The sequence below is a fragment of the Streptomyces globisporus C-1027 genome (genome assembly GCF_000261345.2).
GTDB lineage: Bacteria > Actinomycetota > Actinomycetes > Streptomycetales > Streptomycetaceae > Streptomyces > Streptomyces pakalii.
This window is the reverse complement of record NZ_CP013738.1, coordinates 4,601,126-4,616,059: the sequence shown is the minus strand read 5'-3', so window position 1 is coordinate 4,616,059 and position 14,934 is coordinate 4,601,126. Positions and strand designations below refer to the sequence as shown.

The following is a 14,934-nucleotide window of genomic DNA, read 5'->3' as shown; positions in this document are numbered from 1 at the left end:
GATCACCCGCCGCCGGTCACTCGCCTGCGGTCACCCGCCTCCGGTCACTCGCCTCCCATGGCCGCCTTCGCCATCCGTTCCGTCGTGCTGGCCCCGTCGAGGGCCTCGCGCACGATGTCCGCGTGGCCGCTGTGGTGGGCGATCTCGCGGAACGCGTGCAGCAGGACGTGCCGGACGGTCCAGACGAGGGGCTCCGGGGGCGACCAGGGGTACCGGGGCAGCGTGATCGCCCGGTCGAGGTCGGGTTCCTCGCGGACGGCCCGGTCGAAGGCCTCCGCCCCGGCCCTGAACGCGTCGAGGTGGCCGGCGAGGGTCTCCTCGTCGGTCATGCGGTTGCCGTCCGGATCGACGTCGGCCCAGCCGACCTCGGGGGCGGCGGTGCCGTCGATCACGGACAGCCAGGCGCGCTGCACCTCCGCGAGGTGCTTGACGAGGCCGCCGAGGGTCAGCTCGCTGACCGTCGAACGGGTGCGGGCCTGCTCGTCGGTGAGCCCGGTGACGGTGTAGAGGAAGTTGGTGCGCTGGTCGGCGACCATGGCCAGCAGGTCGTCGCGTTCACGGGACTTCGGGGCGGTGCCGGTCGGTTCGGTGGGTTCCACGGCTGACCTCCGGGGGCGCGGGGCGGGGGGCGATGGCTCGATCCGGCGACTCTAGAGCCGGGCACCGTACGGACGGAGGCATTCCGGGGGCGGTCCGGCCGGGGTGCGCGTTAGCCTCCGTCGATGACTGCCGAAATCCGCCCGGTGACCGTCCTGTTCGAGGCCGACAAGGTGATCCTGGAGCTCCACCACGACGCCGAGGGCGCGTACCACGTCTTTCCCGGCGGCGTCCCGGGCGCAGGCTCTGGGGGCTCCCTCGGCGTACCGCGGGTCGCCCTGTCCCTGGCGGAGGCCCTGCACGCCCGCATCCGGCCGGCCGGGACGGCGGAGACGGTGCTGCGCGCCTGGGCGCAGGGCGCGGCGCCGCAGGGTCCGGTGGCCCTGGTCGACCCGGCGGCAGCGGAGCCGGTACGGGTGCGGGCCGGGGCGGTCGTCATCCGCGACGGGGCCGTGCTGCTGATCCGCTTCACCAAGGGGGGCGGCGGGTCGCACTACGAGATTCCGGGCGGCGGGGTCGAGGCGGGCGAGACGCTGGAAGAGGCCGTCCTGCGCGAACTGGGCGAGGAGACCGGCCTGGCCGGGACGGTCGGGCCCCAGCTCGCCCGGGTCTGGAAGGACGGCCGGCACGAGCACTACTTCCTCGTGTCCGCGACCGGCGAGGTCGGCCCGCCCGAGACGCTGGACACCTACGGCGGCACCCCGGCCTGGGTGCCGGTGGAGCAACTGCCCGTCACCCCGCTGTGGCCGCGACGGCTGTCCTGGCGCATCGAGCACTGGCACCGGACGGGGTGGCCCGGGCGCCCTGCGGAACTGGCCGACTCGATCACCGACCTCGACCCGCCGTGCAGGTGGTGAGAGACGCACGCCCGGCCTCACCGTTTACCACCCTGCCCTACGTAGGGCAGGGTGGTAAATTGGACAGCATGATAAAGACGACCGTCTATCTTCCGGACGAATTGGAAGTGCGACTGGACGCCGAGTCGTCCGCGACCGGCGTCAGCAAGGCCGAGCTCATCCGGCGTGGCATCGCCATGCTGCTGGACAGCGCGGAGCGACCGAAGCGGAGCCGTGAGCTGCCCGTCTTCGACAGCGGACGCCCCCGCACACCCGACGAGATGGACGACGCCGTCTACGAGCACATCAAGGAACGGGCCGCACGCCGTTGATCATCGTCGCCGACACCTCGGCCCTCTACGCCGCTTTCGACGCCGCCCAGACCGAGCACGTCGCAGCGGCGAAAATCCTGGAGCACGAGCGACTGGCGGTCTCCCCGCTCGTCGTCACCGAGCTGGATCACCTGGTCCACCGGGACCTGGGGTTCCCGGCTGCCCTGCAAGTGATGGAGGCGCTGAATTCCCGCATGGACGACGGGCAGTACCGCCTCGCCGAGCTCAAGCTCGCGGACCTGCACACCGCCCATGAGGTCCGCCAGAAGTACGAAGGGCTGCGGCTCGACCTGGCCGACGCGGTCGGAGTGGTCCTGGCCGACCGCTACCGGACCGATCGCATCTTCACCCTGGACCAGCGCGACTTCCGCGCGATGTCACCGCTGACCCCGGGGCTGGACTCCTTCCGGATCCTGCCCGCCGACTGCTGAGGCCCCTCCGGGGCCCGGGGCGAGCCCCGGCTCACGCCTCGCGTCGCGGAGCCGGCCCCGACCGGCTGCGCACCGCGCCGATGCTCGCCCCGATGACCAGGGCGATGGCGAGGGCGTCCGTCGTGGAGAGGGCCTGGTCCAGGATCAGGAAGCCCGCACCGGCGGCGATGGCCGGTTCCAGGCTCATCATCACGGCGAACGTGGGCGCGGGCAGCCGGCGCAGGGCCATCAGCTCCAGGGTGTACGGGAGCACCGAGCTGAGGACCGCCACCGCCGCGCCGAGCGCCACCGTGGACGGGACCGTGAGCTTCGCCCCGGACTCGATGATGCCGAGCGGCAGCGAGAGGACCGCGGCGACCACCATGGCCAGCGCCAGCCCGTCCGCCTGCGGGAAGCGGCGGCCGGTGCGGGCACTGAACACGATGTACGCCGCCCACATCGCCCCGGCCCCCAGGGCGAAGGCCGCGCCGACCGGGTCGAGGCGGTCGAAGCCGCCGCCGCCGAGCAGGACGACGCCGACGAGGGCGAGCCCGGCCCACAGGACGTTGATCAGGCGGCGGGAGGCGAACACCGAGAGGGCGAGCGGGCCGAGCACCTCCAGGGTGACGGCGATACCGAGCGGGATCCGGTCCAGCGCCAGGTAGAAGAGCGTGTTCATGCCGCCCATCGCGACACCGAAGGCCAGCACCGTGCCCCAGTCGGCGCGCGAGTGGCCGCGCAGCTTCGGGCGGCAGATCACCAGCAGGATCAGCGCGGCGGCCGCCAGCCTCAGGGTGACGACGCCCAGGGCGCCCGCCTTCGGCATCAGCAGCGCGGCGACCGCCGAGCCGAACTGGACGGACAGGCCACCGGCGACCACCAGCGCGATCGGCGCCAGCGCCGCCCGGCGGTCGGCCCAGGACGATCCGGCGCCTTCGAGTGCCGTCACCGCTTCGGGTACGGCGACGGCTGCGGCGGCCGGTTCGGCGGCGCTGCGCTGGTCGTTCACGGGGAGCCTTCCGGGGGCGAGCGGGTAAGTGCACTACAATGCACTGGACGGTACAGGATGGAGAACCGGGTCCGCCATGGGTTTCCCTTCACCGTAAGGACGCCCGCGCGTTCCGTGAAATGCCGATCACGCTCTCGTTATGCTTCCGGCGCATGAGCGAGGAACCGACCACAGGACGCCCCGTGGAACTCCGGCATCTGCGGGCCTTCCTCGCGGTCGCCGACGAGCTCAACATCACGCGCGCCGCCGCCCGCCTCCGGCTGACCCAGCCCGCCGTGTCCCGCACCCTCGCCGCACTGGAGCGGCACCTCGGGGTCCGGCTCGTCGACCGTTCCACCCACCACCTCGCCCTCACCCCCGACGGCGTCGCCTTCCGCGACAAGGCCGCCGCCGCGGTCGCCGCCTTCGACGAGGCGCTCGACCCCGGCCGGCTGCACACCTGGCCGCTGCGGCTCGGGCACGCCTGGTCCGCGTTCGGGCCGTACACCACACCGCTGCTGCGGACCTGGCAGGAACGCTTCCCGGGCACCCCGCTGGAGCTGCTCCGGATCGACGACCGCACCGCCGGGCTGACCCGGGGCGAGGTCGACGCGGCGCTGCTGCGCGGGCCGGTGGACGCACCGGGGCTGGTCACCGAGGTGCTGTTCACCGAGGTCCGGCTGGCGGCGGTGACCGCGGACGGGCCGCTCGCGGCGCGCACCTCGCTCCGGCTCGCCGATCTCGCGGGCGGCCCGGTCGTCCTGAACACCGTCTCCGGCACGACCACCGTGGACCTGTGGCCGCCGCACGCCCGCCCGGCCGCCACCCTCACCGTCGGCAACACCGACGACTGGCTCACCGCCATCGCCGCCGGGCGCGGCAGCGGGGTGTCCACCGCGTCGACCGCGGACCTGCACCCGTACGCGGGGGTCGCCTACGTCCCGCTCGACGACGCCCCGGCCGTCCCGGTCCTCCTCGCCCGCCGCGACGCCCCCGGTCACCCGGCACTTCCCCGACTCGCCTCGCTGGCGCGGGAGATCATCGCCCGGGACCCGGCGCGCCGGCCCCCGGAACGGGCTCCGGGAGAGCCTCCGCGATGACCTCCGCGAGGTGCCGGGCCCGGCGGTCGGCCAGCTGGTCCAGTTGCGTACGGCAGGAGAAGCCGTCCGCGAGGAGTTCCGTCCCGGGTTCCGCCTCCCGTACGGCGGGGAGCAGCCGCTCCTCCGCGCAGGCGACCGACACCTCGTAATGGCCCTTCTCGAATCCGAAGTTGCCCGCGAGCCCGCAGCAGCCACCGCTGAGTTCGCCGGTCAGGCCCAGCCGTTCACGCAGCCGCCGTTCCGCCGCGTCGCCGAGGACCGCGTGCTGGTGGCAGTGCGTCTGGCCGGCGGCCGGGCGGTCCAGGCGGGGCGGTGCCCAGTCGGGGGCGCACTCCTCCAGATACTGGGCGAACGTCCTCACGGAGGAGGCCAGTTCGGCGGCGCGCGGGTCGTCGGGAAGGAGCTCGGGAAGATCCGTGCGGAGGGTCGCGGCGCAGCTCGGCTCCAGGACGACGAGGGGGTGACCGGGGAAGAGGTCCAGCCGGTCCAGGGTGCGGCGCATCACCCGGCGCGCCGCGTCGAGCTGCCCGGTCGATACGTACGTGAGCCCGCAGCACACCCCGGCCGGCGGCGGCAGCACCGTACGCCCCGTCGCCTCCTCCAGCACCCGCACCGCCGCCCGGCCCACCTGCGGGGACAGGTGCTCGGTGAAGGTGTCCGGCCAGAGGTGCACCACCCGGCTGGACGACAGGATCCGGGTCCCGCTCCCCTGCCTCCGGCGCAGCCACCGGCTGTACGTCTCGGTCGCCAGCACCGGGATCGTCCGCTCGGGCGCGATCCCCGCCAGCCGCTTCGCGAGCGCGGCGAGCGGGCGCAGCCGGGCGAGGGCGTTGAGCGGGCGGGCGAAGGGACGCGCCAGGCGCAGCCACTGCGGCAGGCGGCCCATCGCGTAGTGGGCGGCGGGCCTGAGCCTGGACTTGTAGTGGTGGTGCAGGAACTCCGCCTTGTACGTGGCCATGTCGACGCCCACCGGGCAGTCGCTGCGGCAGCCCTTGCAGGAGAGGCAGAGGTCGAGCGCGTCCCGGACCTCCGTGCTGCGCCAGCCGTCCGTGATGACCTCGCCCGCCAGCATCTCGTGGAGGAGCCGGGCCCGGCCGCGGGTCGAGTGGGCCTCCTCACCGGTCGCGCGGAAGGACGGGCACATGACGCCCGCGCCGCTCGTCTCCTCCGTACGGCACTTGGCGACGCCGACGCAGCGGCGGACCGCGCCCGTGAAGTCCCCGCCGTCCTGCGGATAGCCGAACTCCACGTCCACCGGGCGCTTCGGGAGGACGGCGAAGCGGAGGTTCGTGTCGAGGCGGTCCGGGCGGGCGAGCATCCCCGGGTTCAGGCCGCCGTCCGGGTCCCACAGGTCCTTGAACCGGCCGAAGGGGGCGACGAGTTCGTCCCCGTACATCCGGGGCAGCAGCTCGGCGCGCGCCTGCCCGTCGCCGTGCTCGCCGCTGAGGGAGCCGCCGTGCGCGACGACGAGGTCGGCGGTCTCCTCGGAGAACCGGCGGAAGCGGGCCACCCCGGCCTCGGTGATCAGGTCGAAGTCGATGCGGACGTGGATGCAGCCGTCGCCGAAGTGGCCGTACGGGGTGCCGCGCAGGCCGTGTTCGGCGAGGAGGGCCCGGAAGTCGCGGAGGTACGCGCCGAGCCGGGCGGGCGGGACCGCGCAGTCCTCCCAGCCCGGCCAGGCCTCACTGCCGTCGGGCATCCGGGTCGCGGTCCCGGCGGCGTCCTCGCGGATCCGCCACAGGGCCCGCTGCCCGGCCGGGTCGGTGACGACGGTCCCGTCCACCGCGTCGGCCGCCCGCAGGACGCGTTCCGCGTGGGCGCGGGCCTCGGCCGGGGTCGCGCCGCCGGTCTCGACGAAGAGCCAGGCGGCCCCGCGCGGCAGCAGCCCGGCCGGTTCGCGTACGAGGTCGGCGGCCATGCCCTCGAGGGTGAGCGGGCCGTACGGGAGGAGGCCCGGGGCGGCCTCGGCGGCGGCGGACTCGTCGGCGTACCCGAGGACGGCCAGGGCGCGGGCGGGCGGCGCTTCGACCAGGCGCACGGTGGCCTCGGTGACGACGGCGAGGGTGCCTTCGCTGCCGCAGAACGCCCGGACCGGGTCGGGGCCGCCGGGGTGTTCGGGGAGCAGGGCGTCGAGCGCGTACCCGGAGATGCGGCGCGGGAGGTCGGGGTAGCCGGTGCGCAGGAGGGCGAGATGGGAGGCGACGAGTTCGCTCACGCCTCGGGGGCCGTGGGACTCCCCCGCCCCGCGGGCGTCGACGCCCGCCCGGCCCGTACCGCTCCCCTGCTCCAGCCGCAGCGCCTCGCCCCCGTACCGGACGACCGAGAGCCCCCGCACGTTGTCCGCCGTCGTGCCCCAGGCGACCGAGTGCGCGCCGCAGGAGTTGTTGCCGATCATCCCGCCGAGGGTGCAGCGGCTGTGGGTGGACGGGTCGGGGCCGAAGGTCAGTCCGTGGGGTGCGGCGGCGGCCCGCAGGTCGTCCAGGATCACACCGGGCTGGACGACGGCGGTGCGGGCGGCGGGGTCCAGGTCGAGGATCGCCCGCAGATGGCGGGTGAGGTCGAGGACGAGGCCGGTGCCGGTGGCCTGTCCGGCGATGGACGTTCCGCCGCCGCGCGGGACGACCGGCACCCCGTGCTCCCGGCAGACCCTCAGCGCGGCCGCGATGTCGTCGGCGTCGCGCGGGGCGAGCACGCCGAGGGGGACGCGGCGGTAGTTGGACGCGTCCATCGTCGTCAACGCCCGGGCGGTGGGCCCGAAGTCGCTCGTGCCGCGCACGGCGGAGCGGAGCGCGGCGACGAAAGCCGCGGAAGGTGCGGAAGCCGGGACGGGCGGTCCGGTATGCGGTCGATGTTGTTCGGCCATTCCTTCAGCATGCCGCCGGTACAGATGAACTCTTGGGATGCGCACGGATGAAAGTGCATAAGCCGCACAAAAAAGCCCACAAGATCTTCCCAAACAGACCGTCAAGTCTCCTATAGTGACCAAGACTTGCGCAGGAACTATCAGCTCCAGTTGTGCAGAATCGCCCGCACCCGTGACGAAGTGTCCAGAATTCGCCGCACCAGCTCCGCCCGAACGCCCTACCGTCCCACCGCCCCGCACCGTCCGCCACCGAGGACTCCGATTGCGCCCCTCACACCGGCCCACCGCACTCGCCCTGCTGATATCGGCAGCCGCAACCGGCACGCTGACCCTGTGGGCCGTCGCCGCGGCCCCCGACACGGTACGGACCCCGCTGGCCTGGGGCGCGGGCGCAGCCGCCGTGCTGCTGAGCGTCTGTGCGGCCGTCACCGTCCACACCCTGGGGACCGCGCGGACGCTGCGCGCCCTGCGGGCCGCCGACGCCCAGCGGTTCACCTCCGAGACCTCGCGCCTGGTCTCCGCCTCCGCCGTCGAGGCCCAGCGCTTCACGGCGGAGACCGCCCGGATCAAGGGCGCCGCCTCCGCCGAGACCGCCCGGCTCGTCGCCGAGGCCCGCGCCGAGAACGAGCGGATCGTCGCGGCGGCCGCCGCCGAACAGTCCCGCCTCCAGGTCAGCGTCGACCGGCTGGCGGCCCGTGCCACGCGCGCCGAGACCGAGCGCTCCGCGGCCGTCGCCGCCTGCGCCAACGCGGCGGGCCGGATGCAGGCCCTGTCCACCAGCATGCTGGCCGACCTCCGCGAGATGGAGCACCGGCACACCGACGAGTCCGTGCTCGGGGACCTGCTCCACCTGGACCACCGCACCGCCCAGGCGGGCCGCCTCGCCGACTCCATCGCCGTGCTGACCGGGGCCCGTTCCGGCCGGCGCTGGGCGAAGCCGATCGTCATGGAGTCGATCCTGCGCGGCGCGATGGGCCGGATCGGCAGCTACCAGCGGGTCCGCCTCCACTCCACCAGCGATGTCGCCATCGCCGGACACGCGGCCGAGGGCGTCATGCACGCGCTCGCCGAACTCCTCGACAACGCGGCCAACTTCTCGCCGCCCACCGCCGAGGTCCATGTGTACGTCGAGGAGGTCCCGGCGGGCATCGTCATCACCGTCGAGGACAGCGGGCTCGTCATGAGCGAGGTGCAGCTGCGCCGCGCGGAGCGGGCGGTCTCCGCCGACCACCAGGACCTCACGAACCTCTCCGGCACCCGCCTCGGGCTCGCGGTCGTCGGCCGGCTGGCCCGTAAGCACGGCCTGACCGTCTCCTTCCGGCCGTCCGCCCGGGGCGGCACCGGCGCGCTGATGATGCTCCCTCAGGAGCTGATCTCCCGCGCGGTCGCACCGGCCCCGGCGGCACCGGCGACGGCCGCACCGGCGGCACCTGTGGCAGCGTCCGCACCGACGCCCCCGGCAGCCGCACCGGCCCCCGCGGACAGCGCCGCCGCCGTCGAGCTCCCCGCCGAGCCCGAGCCCGCGCACGCCTCGGCCGCCGGAACGGACGCCGACGACGCGGGCCGGCTCCCACGGCCCCGCACCGAGGACGACGCCTCCACGCCCCTGACCCCGGCGGCGGAAGCGGACTCCCCGGGCTCACCGGTACCCTCCGCGGACTCGGTCTCCGAGTCCACCGGCAGCGTGCCCGAGTTCGGCGAGAGCGGCCTGCCCAAGCGCCGCCGCGGCCGGACGCTGGCCGCCGCCGAAGCCCGTACCGGCAACGCCGCCCCCGGCGAAGCCGACACCCCCCGGGCCCGTACCACCGACCCGAAGGTCCAGGCAGCGCGCTTCAGCACCTTCAGCAAGGCGGTACGAGCCAACTCCCCGCACCCGGAAGGCAACACCCGATGACCGCGACCACCGACGAGAAGCTCAACTGGCTGCTGGAGGGGCTGCTCGACCGCACCCCCGGTACCCGCCACGCCCTCGTCCTGTCCCGCGACGGCCTCAAGCTGTGCCGCACCCCCGAGCTCTCCGTCGACCAGGCCGACCAGCTGGCCGCGATCTCCGCCGGGATCCAGAGCCTGTCGCACGGCGCGTCCATCGAGTTCGGCGACGGCACCGGCGGCGTACGGTCCGCGATGGCCGAGTTCTACGGCGGCGTGCTGTTCATCGTCGAGGCGGGGGCCGGGGCCCACCTGGCCGTCGTCGCCGACGAGGACTCCGACGTGGGCCTCGTCGGCCACAACATGAGCGAGCTCGTCGAGCAGCTCGGCGAGCACCTCGTCGCGCCGCCGCGCGAACCCGCCGAGGCCCCGTCCGTATGACGACGGCGCCCCGCCCCCGACCGGGCCGCGACGACGATCCGGACCGGCTGTACACCCTCACCGGGGGACGCAGCCGGTCCGACTCCGCCGCCTTCGACCTGGTGACGCTCGTCGTCGCCGAGTGCGACCCGTCCCCGGGGATGCAGTCCGAGCACGTCGCGATCCTGCGGATGTGCCAAGGCCCCACCGCCGTCGTCGAGATCGCCGCGAGCCTGAAACTGCCGGTCAGCATCGTCCGCATCCTGCTCTGCGACCTGCTCGACACCGGCCGGATCAGCGCCCGCCACCCCCGTACAGCCCGTGTCGCGGACCGGCTCCCCGACCCCGACATCCTGGAACAGGTGCTCGTTGGACTCCGCAACCTCTGACCGCGCCACTCTGAGCTCCACCGCCGACAACGGACTCAAGATCGTTGTCGTGGGCGGCTTCGGCGTCGGCAAGACCACCATGGTCCGATCCGTGAGCGAGATCCGTCCGCTCAACACGGAGGAGACGATGACCCGCGCGGGCGAGGCCGTCGACGACCTCGCCGGCGTCCACGCCAAGACGTCCACCACGGTGGCGTTCGACTTCGGCCGGATCACGCTCGACGAGCGCTCCGTGCTCTACCTCTTCGGCGCGCCCGGACAGGAGCGCTTCTGGTTCCTGTGGGACCGGCTGTTCGCCGGCACGCTCGGCGCGGTCGTCCTCGTCGACACCCGCCGGCTCGCCGACTCCTGGTACGCCATCGACCGCCTGGAGCACCACGGCACGCCGTTCATCGTGGCGTGCAACGACTTCGGCGGCCCGCTCCACAGCGAGCAGCAGATCCGGGAGGCCCTGGACCTCTCGGAGGACGTACCGCTGGTGGAGTGCGACGCCCGCGACCGGTCCTCCAGCAAGTACGTGCTGATCACGCTCGTCGAGCACCTCGCCGCGCTCTCCGCCGCCCGCCTCCAGGCCACGGGACCTGCCGCCCCGGCGGCAGCCGCGCCCGAAGCGGCCCTGGCGGCGGCCGGCCCGACCCCGGAGTCCGCCCCGTGACCACTGTCTCCGGCTGCCCCGTCACCCACACGTCCGTCCCGCTGTCCGGGCCCCGCTTCCAGAGCGACCCCGTCCAGCTCTACCGGGACCTGCGGCGCGACCACGGGGCGATCGCCCCGGTCGTCCTCGACGGCGACGTCCCCGCCTGGCTCGTCCTCGGCTACCGCGAACTGCACCAGGTCACCGGCGACCCGGTCCTCTTCAGCCGGGACTCCGAGCTGTGGAACCAGTGGGACCGCATCCCCGACGACTGGCCGCTGCTGCCGATGATCGGGCGCAGGCAGCCCTCGATCCTCTACACGGTCGGCGAGCGCCACAGCGTCCGCGCGATGATGATCAGCAACGCGCTGGAGGGCGTCGACCCGTTCTCGCTGAAGCGGTACGCGGAGGAGTTCGCCGACGAGCTGATCGACCGGTTCTGCACCAAGGGCTCGGTCGACATCATCGCGGAGTACGCCAAGCTGCTCCCCGCGCTGGTCCTGGCCAGGATCTACGGCTTCTCCGACGAGGAGGCGCACCCGCTGGTCGGCGCGATCAACGACATGATCGACGGCCGGGAGCGGGCGCTGGCCGGACAGCAGCACCTGGGCGCGTCCATGTTCCAGCTGCTGGCGGACAAGCACGCCGAGCCCGGCGACGACGTGGCCACCCGGATGCTCGCCGACCCCGGCGGCTTCACCGACGAGGAGGTCGCCCAGGACCTCATGGTGATGATGGCGGCCGGTCACCAGCCGACCGCCGACTGGATGGGCAACTCGCTGCGCCTGATGCTCACCGACGACCGGTTCGCCGCCTCGCTCTCCGGCGGCCGGCACAGCGTCGCCGAGGCCATGAACGAGGTCCTCTGGGAGGACACCCCGACGCAGAACGTGGCCGGCCGCTGGGCCGCCCGCGACACCCACATCGGCGGGCGCCACATCCGAGCCGGCGACCTGCTGCTCCTGGGCCTCGCCGCCGCCAACGGCGACCCCCAGGTACGCACCGACGGCTCGGCGCTGACCGGCGGCAACAACGCCTTCCTCTCCTTCGGCCACGGCGAGCACCGCTGCCCGTTCCCGGCCCAGGAGACCGCCGAGGTCATCGCCCGTACCGGTATCGAGGTCCTGCTCGACCGGCTGCCGGACGTGGACCTCGCCGTCCCCGCCGAGCAGCTCACCCGCCGCCCGTCGCCGTGGCTGCGCGGACTGACGGACCTGCCGGTGCTCTTCACTCCCACGCCCGCCCTCGGCAGACCCGGAAGCCACGGAGGCCCCGCATGACCCGTATCGCGCTCGACCCCTTCGTCAGAGACCTCGACGGCGAGAGCGCCGCGCTGCGGGCCGCCGGTCCGCTGGCCGAGGTGGAGCTGCCGGGCGGTGTACACGTGTACGCGGTCACCCGCCACGCGGAGGCCCGCGCGCTGCTCACCGACAGCCGGGTGGTCAAGGACATCAACGTCTGGGGCGCCTGGCAGCGCGGCGAGATACCGATGGACTGGCCGCTGATCGGTTTGGCCAACCCGGGCCGCTCGATGCTGACGGTCGACGGGGCCGAGCACCGCCGGCTCCGTACGCTGGTGGCGCAGGCGCTCACGGTGAAACGGGTGGAGCGGCTGCGGGCGGGCATCGAAGCCCTCACGAACGCGAGCCTGGAGAAGCTGGCCGCGCTGCCGGCCGGGGAGCCGGTGGACCTGAAGGCGGAGTTCGCCTACCCGCTCCCCATGAACGTCATCAGCGAGCTGATGGGCGTGGACGCGGCGGACCACCCGCGGCTGAAGGAGCTGTTCGAGAAGTTCTTCTCGACGCAGACCCCGCCGGAGGAGGTCCCGCAGATGATGGCGGACCTCGGGACCCTCTTCACGAAGATCGTCGACGGCAAGCGGGCGAACCCGGGCGACGACCTCACCAGCGCGCTGATCGCGGCCTCCGAGAACGGTGACCACCTCACCGACGAGGAGATCGTCAACACGCTGCAACTGATCATCGCCGCCGGACACGAGACCACGATCAGCCTGATCGTCAACGTGGTGGAGGCGCTCCAGACCCACCCGGAGCAGCGCAAGAAGGTGCTGAACGGCGAGATCGGCTGGGACGGCGTGATCGAGGAGACGCTGCGCTGGAACACCCCGACCTCGCACGTCCTGATCCGTTTCGCGACGGAGGACATCGAGGTCGGCGACAAGGTCCTCCCGAAGGGCGAGGGCCTGATCATCTCGTTCGGCGCGCTGGGCCGGGACGAGGAGAGTTACGGCCCGACGGCGGGCGAGTTCGACGCCACGCGCACCCCGAACCGCCACATCGCCTTCGGCCACGGCCCGCACGTCTGCCCCGGCGCGGCGCTGTCCCGCCTGGAGGCGGGCATCGCGCTGCCGGCGCTCTACGAGCGCTTCCCGGAACTGGACCTGGCGGTCCCGGCGTCCGACCTGCGCAACAAGCCGATCGTGACGCAGAACGACCTGCACGAGCTGCCGGTGGAGCTGGGCTGCCCGTTCGGCGGCGACGCCTGACCGCTCGGGTGGACGCACGTCCACGGGCCGGAGCGCACGTCTCATCGGACGGACACGGTTACGGAGCCGTGCCACCGAGGGACTACGCTCCGTCCCGTGGCCGACATCCAGATTCCCGCTGACATCAAGCCCGCCGACGGACGCTTCGGCGCCGGTCCTTCCAAGGTGCGGACGGAGGCGCTCGACGCGCTGGCCGCCACCGGCACCTCCCTCCTCGGTACGTCCCACCGCCAGGCCCCGGTCAAGAACCTGGTCGGCGAGGTACGGGACGGTGTGCGCGCGCTCTTCTCCCTGCCCGAGGGTTACGAGGTCATCCTCGGCAACGGCGGCTCCACCGCCTTCTGGGACGTGGCGACGCACGGTCTGATCGACGCGAAGTCCCAGCACCTGAACTTCGGCGAGTTCTCGTCGAAGTTCGCCAAGGCCGCGAAGCTCGCGCCCTGGCTGTCCGACCCCACCGTCATCGCCTCCGACCCGGGCACCCACCCGGACCCGCGGGCGGAGGCGGGCGTGGACGTCTACGCCTTCACCCACAACGAGACCTCGACGGGTGTCGCGGCGCCGGTCAAGCGCGTCGCGGGCGCCGACGAGGGCGCGCTCGTCCTGGTGGACGCCACCTCGGGCGCGGGCGGCCTGCCGGTCGACATCACCGAGTCCGACGTCTACTACTTCGCCCCGCAGAAGTCCTTCGCCTCCGACGGCGGCCTGTGGATCGGCGTGTTCTCCCCGGCGGCGCTGGAGCGCGCGGCCCGGATCCACGCCTCGGGCCGACACGTCCCGGAGTTCTTCTCGCTCCCGACGGCGATCGACAACTCGCTCAAGAACCAGACGTACAACACCCCGGCGCTGTCCACCCTCTTCCTGCTGAACGAGCAGCTGAAGTGGATGAACACCCAGGGCGGCCTGGACTTCACGACGGGCCGCACGGCCGCGTCGTCGGGCCACCTCTACGGCTGGGCCGACGAGTCGAAGTACGCCACCCCGTTCGTCACGGACCCGGCGAAGCGCTCGCAGGTCATCGGCACGATCGACTTCGCGGACGAGATCGACGCGGCGGCCGTCGCCAAGGTGCTGCGCGCCAACGGCATCGTGGACACCGAGCCGTACCGCAAGCTGGGCCGCAACCAGCTGCGCGTGGCGATGTTCCCGGCGATCGACCCGGCGGACGTGCAGGCGCTGACGGCGTGCATCGACTACGTGATCGAGAAGCTGTAGCCCTTCGGTTCTCCGCTGTACGGGGACGGCCCGGCACCCACGTGGGTGCCGGGCCGTCCCCGCTTCACTCGACCGGATGGCATATGCCAGAAGCGCGATCTCGGGCAGCCCCGTCCTACGATGATGCTCTCGACACCAGCCCGTTCCAGGAGGCCCGCAATGTCTGCAGCAGCAGTCGAGCACCCCTGTGACGATGAGCCGGAAACGCTTCTGGAAACGGCCAACCGTCTCACAGAGCAGCTTCCGGGGCATCGCGTCGAGATCATCGGAGGCGTCATCACCGTGGCCCCACCCGCGGACGGCCCGCACGCACGTGCGCTCACCAAGCTCATGCGCCCGTTCATCTCCGCAGGTCTCGACGATGGCGAGAGCGAAGTCCTCCAGGGCGTCGGCCTCTGGCTCCCCGGCGGCCCCCAGGACTTCGCGATCCCCGATCTGGCGATCGTCGACGCCGACTTCGACGAGCACCTGCGGGAGAACAACAGCTACGACCCCGCTTGCTTCCGCCTCGTCCTGGAAGTCACCTCCGGGAACTACCAGAACGATCTCCGCAACAAGGTCACCGCCTACGCCCAGGCCAAGATCCCGGTGTACGTCATCGTCGACCGCAGGCACAGCAGGGTCCACGTCCTGACCGAACCGCTCCCCGCCGGCTACGACCGCCACGAGGTCTACGCCCCCGGCCAGCAGGCCCCGCTCCCCGCCTCCATCGGCGCCGAACTCTCCCTGGACGTCGACGAGATCGTGCGGGCGGGCAGCCCGAAACGCTGAGGCG

General features: G+C 73.0%; 15 protein-coding genes. 12 read left to right on the top strand and 3 right to left on the bottom strand.

Features of this window, described 5'->3' with window-relative positions; all coding sequences use genetic code 11:
• Nucleotides 1-44 precede the first annotated feature (44 nt).
• Nucleotides 45-599 carry a DinB family protein gene (locus tag WQO_RS20255; protein ID WP_010061108.1) on the bottom strand — a complete coding sequence of 185 codons (555 nt, stop codon included), beginning with the start codon at nucleotides 597-599 and terminating at the stop codon, nucleotides 45-47.
• 123 nt (nucleotides 600-722) lie between these two features.
• Between WQO_RS20255 and WQO_RS20250 the strand changes: the two genes are divergently transcribed.
• The 3 genes from WQO_RS20250 (at nucleotide 723) to WQO_RS20240 (ending at nucleotide 2,196) form a co-directional block, all read left to right on the top strand.
• A complete protein-coding gene (locus tag WQO_RS20250) occupies nucleotides 723-1,454 on the top strand; it encodes an NUDIX domain-containing protein (RefSeq protein ID WP_029182333.1) in 732 nt (243 codons plus the stop codon).
• A 68-nt stretch (nucleotides 1,455-1,522) separates the two neighbouring features.
• On the top strand, nucleotides 1,523-1,765 hold the full coding sequence (locus WQO_RS20245) for a ribbon-helix-helix domain-containing protein (RefSeq protein WP_073820260.1): 243 nt from the start codon (nucleotides 1,523-1,525) through the stop codon (nucleotides 1,763-1,765).
• Complete coding sequence (locus WQO_RS20240) at nucleotides 1,762-2,196, top strand: type II toxin-antitoxin system VapC family toxin (RefSeq protein WP_010061112.1); 435 nt, start codon at nucleotides 1,762-1,764, stop codon at nucleotides 2,194-2,196. Before WQO_RS20245 ends, WQO_RS20240 begins: the two co-directional genes overlap by 4 nt.
• 31 nt (nucleotides 2,197-2,227) lie before the next feature.
• Here WQO_RS20240 and WQO_RS20235 read toward each other — a convergent pair whose 3' ends face one another.
• A complete protein-coding gene (locus tag WQO_RS20235; protein WP_010061115.1) occupies nucleotides 2,228-3,184 on the bottom strand; it encodes an EamA family transporter in 957 nt (318 codons plus the stop codon).
• Between the two features lie 152 nt (nucleotides 3,185-3,336).
• Between WQO_RS20235 and WQO_RS20230 the strand changes: the two genes are divergently transcribed.
• Nucleotides 3,337-4,263, top strand: coding sequence for a LysR family transcriptional regulator (locus tag WQO_RS20230; protein ID WP_029182334.1), 927 nt, complete (start codon nucleotides 3,337-3,339; stop codon nucleotides 4,261-4,263).
• On the opposite strand, the gene WQO_RS20225 is transcribed toward WQO_RS20230, so the two are convergent.
• Entirely contained in the window at nucleotides 4,202-7,126 is a 2,925-nt protein-coding gene (locus tag WQO_RS20225; protein WP_193407218.1) for an FAD-binding and (Fe-S)-binding domain-containing protein, read from the bottom strand. The two genes, WQO_RS20230 and WQO_RS20225, sit on opposite strands and share 62 nt — an antisense overlap.
• Before the next feature lie 262 nt (nucleotides 7,127-7,388).
• Between WQO_RS20225 and WQO_RS20220 the strand changes: the two genes are divergently transcribed.
• The 8 genes from WQO_RS20220 to WQO_RS20185 all read left to right on the top strand — a co-directional run bounded on the left by WQO_RS20220 (nucleotide 7,389) and on the right by WQO_RS20185 (nucleotide 14,930).
• Nucleotides 7,389-9,020, top strand: a complete 1,632-nt coding sequence (locus WQO_RS20220; RefSeq protein ID WP_010061121.1) for a sensor histidine kinase — start codon at nucleotides 7,389-7,391, stop codon at nucleotides 9,018-9,020.
• Nucleotides 9,017-9,436: a roadblock/LC7 domain-containing protein gene (locus WQO_RS20215; protein ID WP_010061123.1), complete on the top strand. Its 420-nt coding sequence runs from the start codon at nucleotides 9,017-9,019 to the stop codon at nucleotides 9,434-9,436. Before WQO_RS20220 ends, WQO_RS20215 begins: the two co-directional genes overlap by 4 nt.
• The gene (locus WQO_RS20210) at nucleotides 9,433-9,804 is read left to right on the top strand and encodes a DUF742 domain-containing protein (RefSeq protein WP_010061124.1); all 372 of its coding nucleotides are present in this window, start codon (nucleotides 9,433-9,435) and stop codon (nucleotides 9,802-9,804) included. The genes WQO_RS20215 and WQO_RS20210 overlap by 4 nt, the downstream gene beginning before the upstream one ends.
• Nucleotides 9,785-10,459, top strand: coding sequence for a GTP-binding protein (locus tag WQO_RS20205; RefSeq protein WP_010061125.1), 675 nt, complete (start codon nucleotides 9,785-9,787; stop codon nucleotides 10,457-10,459). The genes WQO_RS20210 and WQO_RS20205 overlap by 20 nt, the downstream gene beginning before the upstream one ends.
• On the top strand, nucleotides 10,456-11,718 hold the full coding sequence (locus WQO_RS20200; protein ID WP_010061126.1) for a cytochrome P450: 1,263 nt from the start codon (nucleotides 10,456-10,458) through the stop codon (nucleotides 11,716-11,718). Before WQO_RS20205 ends, WQO_RS20200 begins: the two co-directional genes overlap by 4 nt.
• A complete protein-coding gene (locus WQO_RS20195; RefSeq protein WP_010061127.1) occupies nucleotides 11,715-12,944 on the top strand; it encodes a cytochrome P450 family protein in 1,230 nt (409 codons plus the stop codon). Before WQO_RS20200 ends, WQO_RS20195 begins: the two co-directional genes overlap by 4 nt.
• Before the next feature lie 96 nt (nucleotides 12,945-13,040).
• Entirely contained in the window at nucleotides 13,041-14,159 is a 1,119-nt protein-coding gene (serC, locus tag WQO_RS20190; RefSeq protein WP_010061128.1) for a phosphoserine transaminase, read from the top strand.
• Nucleotides 14,160-14,318: 159 nt separating this feature from the next.
• Nucleotides 14,319-14,930: a Uma2 family endonuclease gene (locus WQO_RS20185; protein ID WP_010061129.1), complete on the top strand. Its 612-nt coding sequence runs from the start codon at nucleotides 14,319-14,321 to the stop codon at nucleotides 14,928-14,930.
• Nucleotides 14,931-14,934: the final 4 nt, after the last annotated feature.

Excerpts from the sequence above, each read along its gene's own strand:
- WQO_RS20250 (WP_029182333.1), top strand. The coding sequence starts at position 723 with ATGACTGCCGAAATCCGCCCGGTGACCGTCCTGTTCGAGGCCGACAAG.
- WQO_RS20245 (WP_073820260.1), top strand. The coding sequence starts at position 1,523 with ATGATAAAGACGACCGTCTATCTTCCGGACGAATTGGAAGTGCGACTG.
- WQO_RS20230 (WP_029182334.1), top strand. The coding sequence starts at position 3,337 with ATGAGCGAGGAACCGACCACAGGACGCCCCGTGGAACTCCGGCATCTG.
- WQO_RS20225 (WP_193407218.1), bottom strand. The coding sequence starts at position 7,126 with ATGGCCGAACAACATCGACCGCATACCGGACCGCCCGTCCCGGCTTCC.
- WQO_RS20215 (WP_010061123.1), top strand. The coding sequence starts at position 9,017 with ATGACCGCGACCACCGACGAGAAGCTCAACTGGCTGCTGGAGGGGCTG.
- WQO_RS20210 (WP_010061124.1), top strand. The coding sequence starts at position 9,433 with ATGACGACGGCGCCCCGCCCCCGACCGGGCCGCGACGACGATCCGGAC.
- WQO_RS20195 (WP_010061127.1), top strand. The coding sequence starts at position 11,715 with ATGACCCGTATCGCGCTCGACCCCTTCGTCAGAGACCTCGACGGCGAG.
- WQO_RS20185 (WP_010061129.1), top strand. The coding sequence starts at position 14,319 with ATGTCTGCAGCAGCAGTCGAGCACCCCTGTGACGATGAGCCGGAAACG.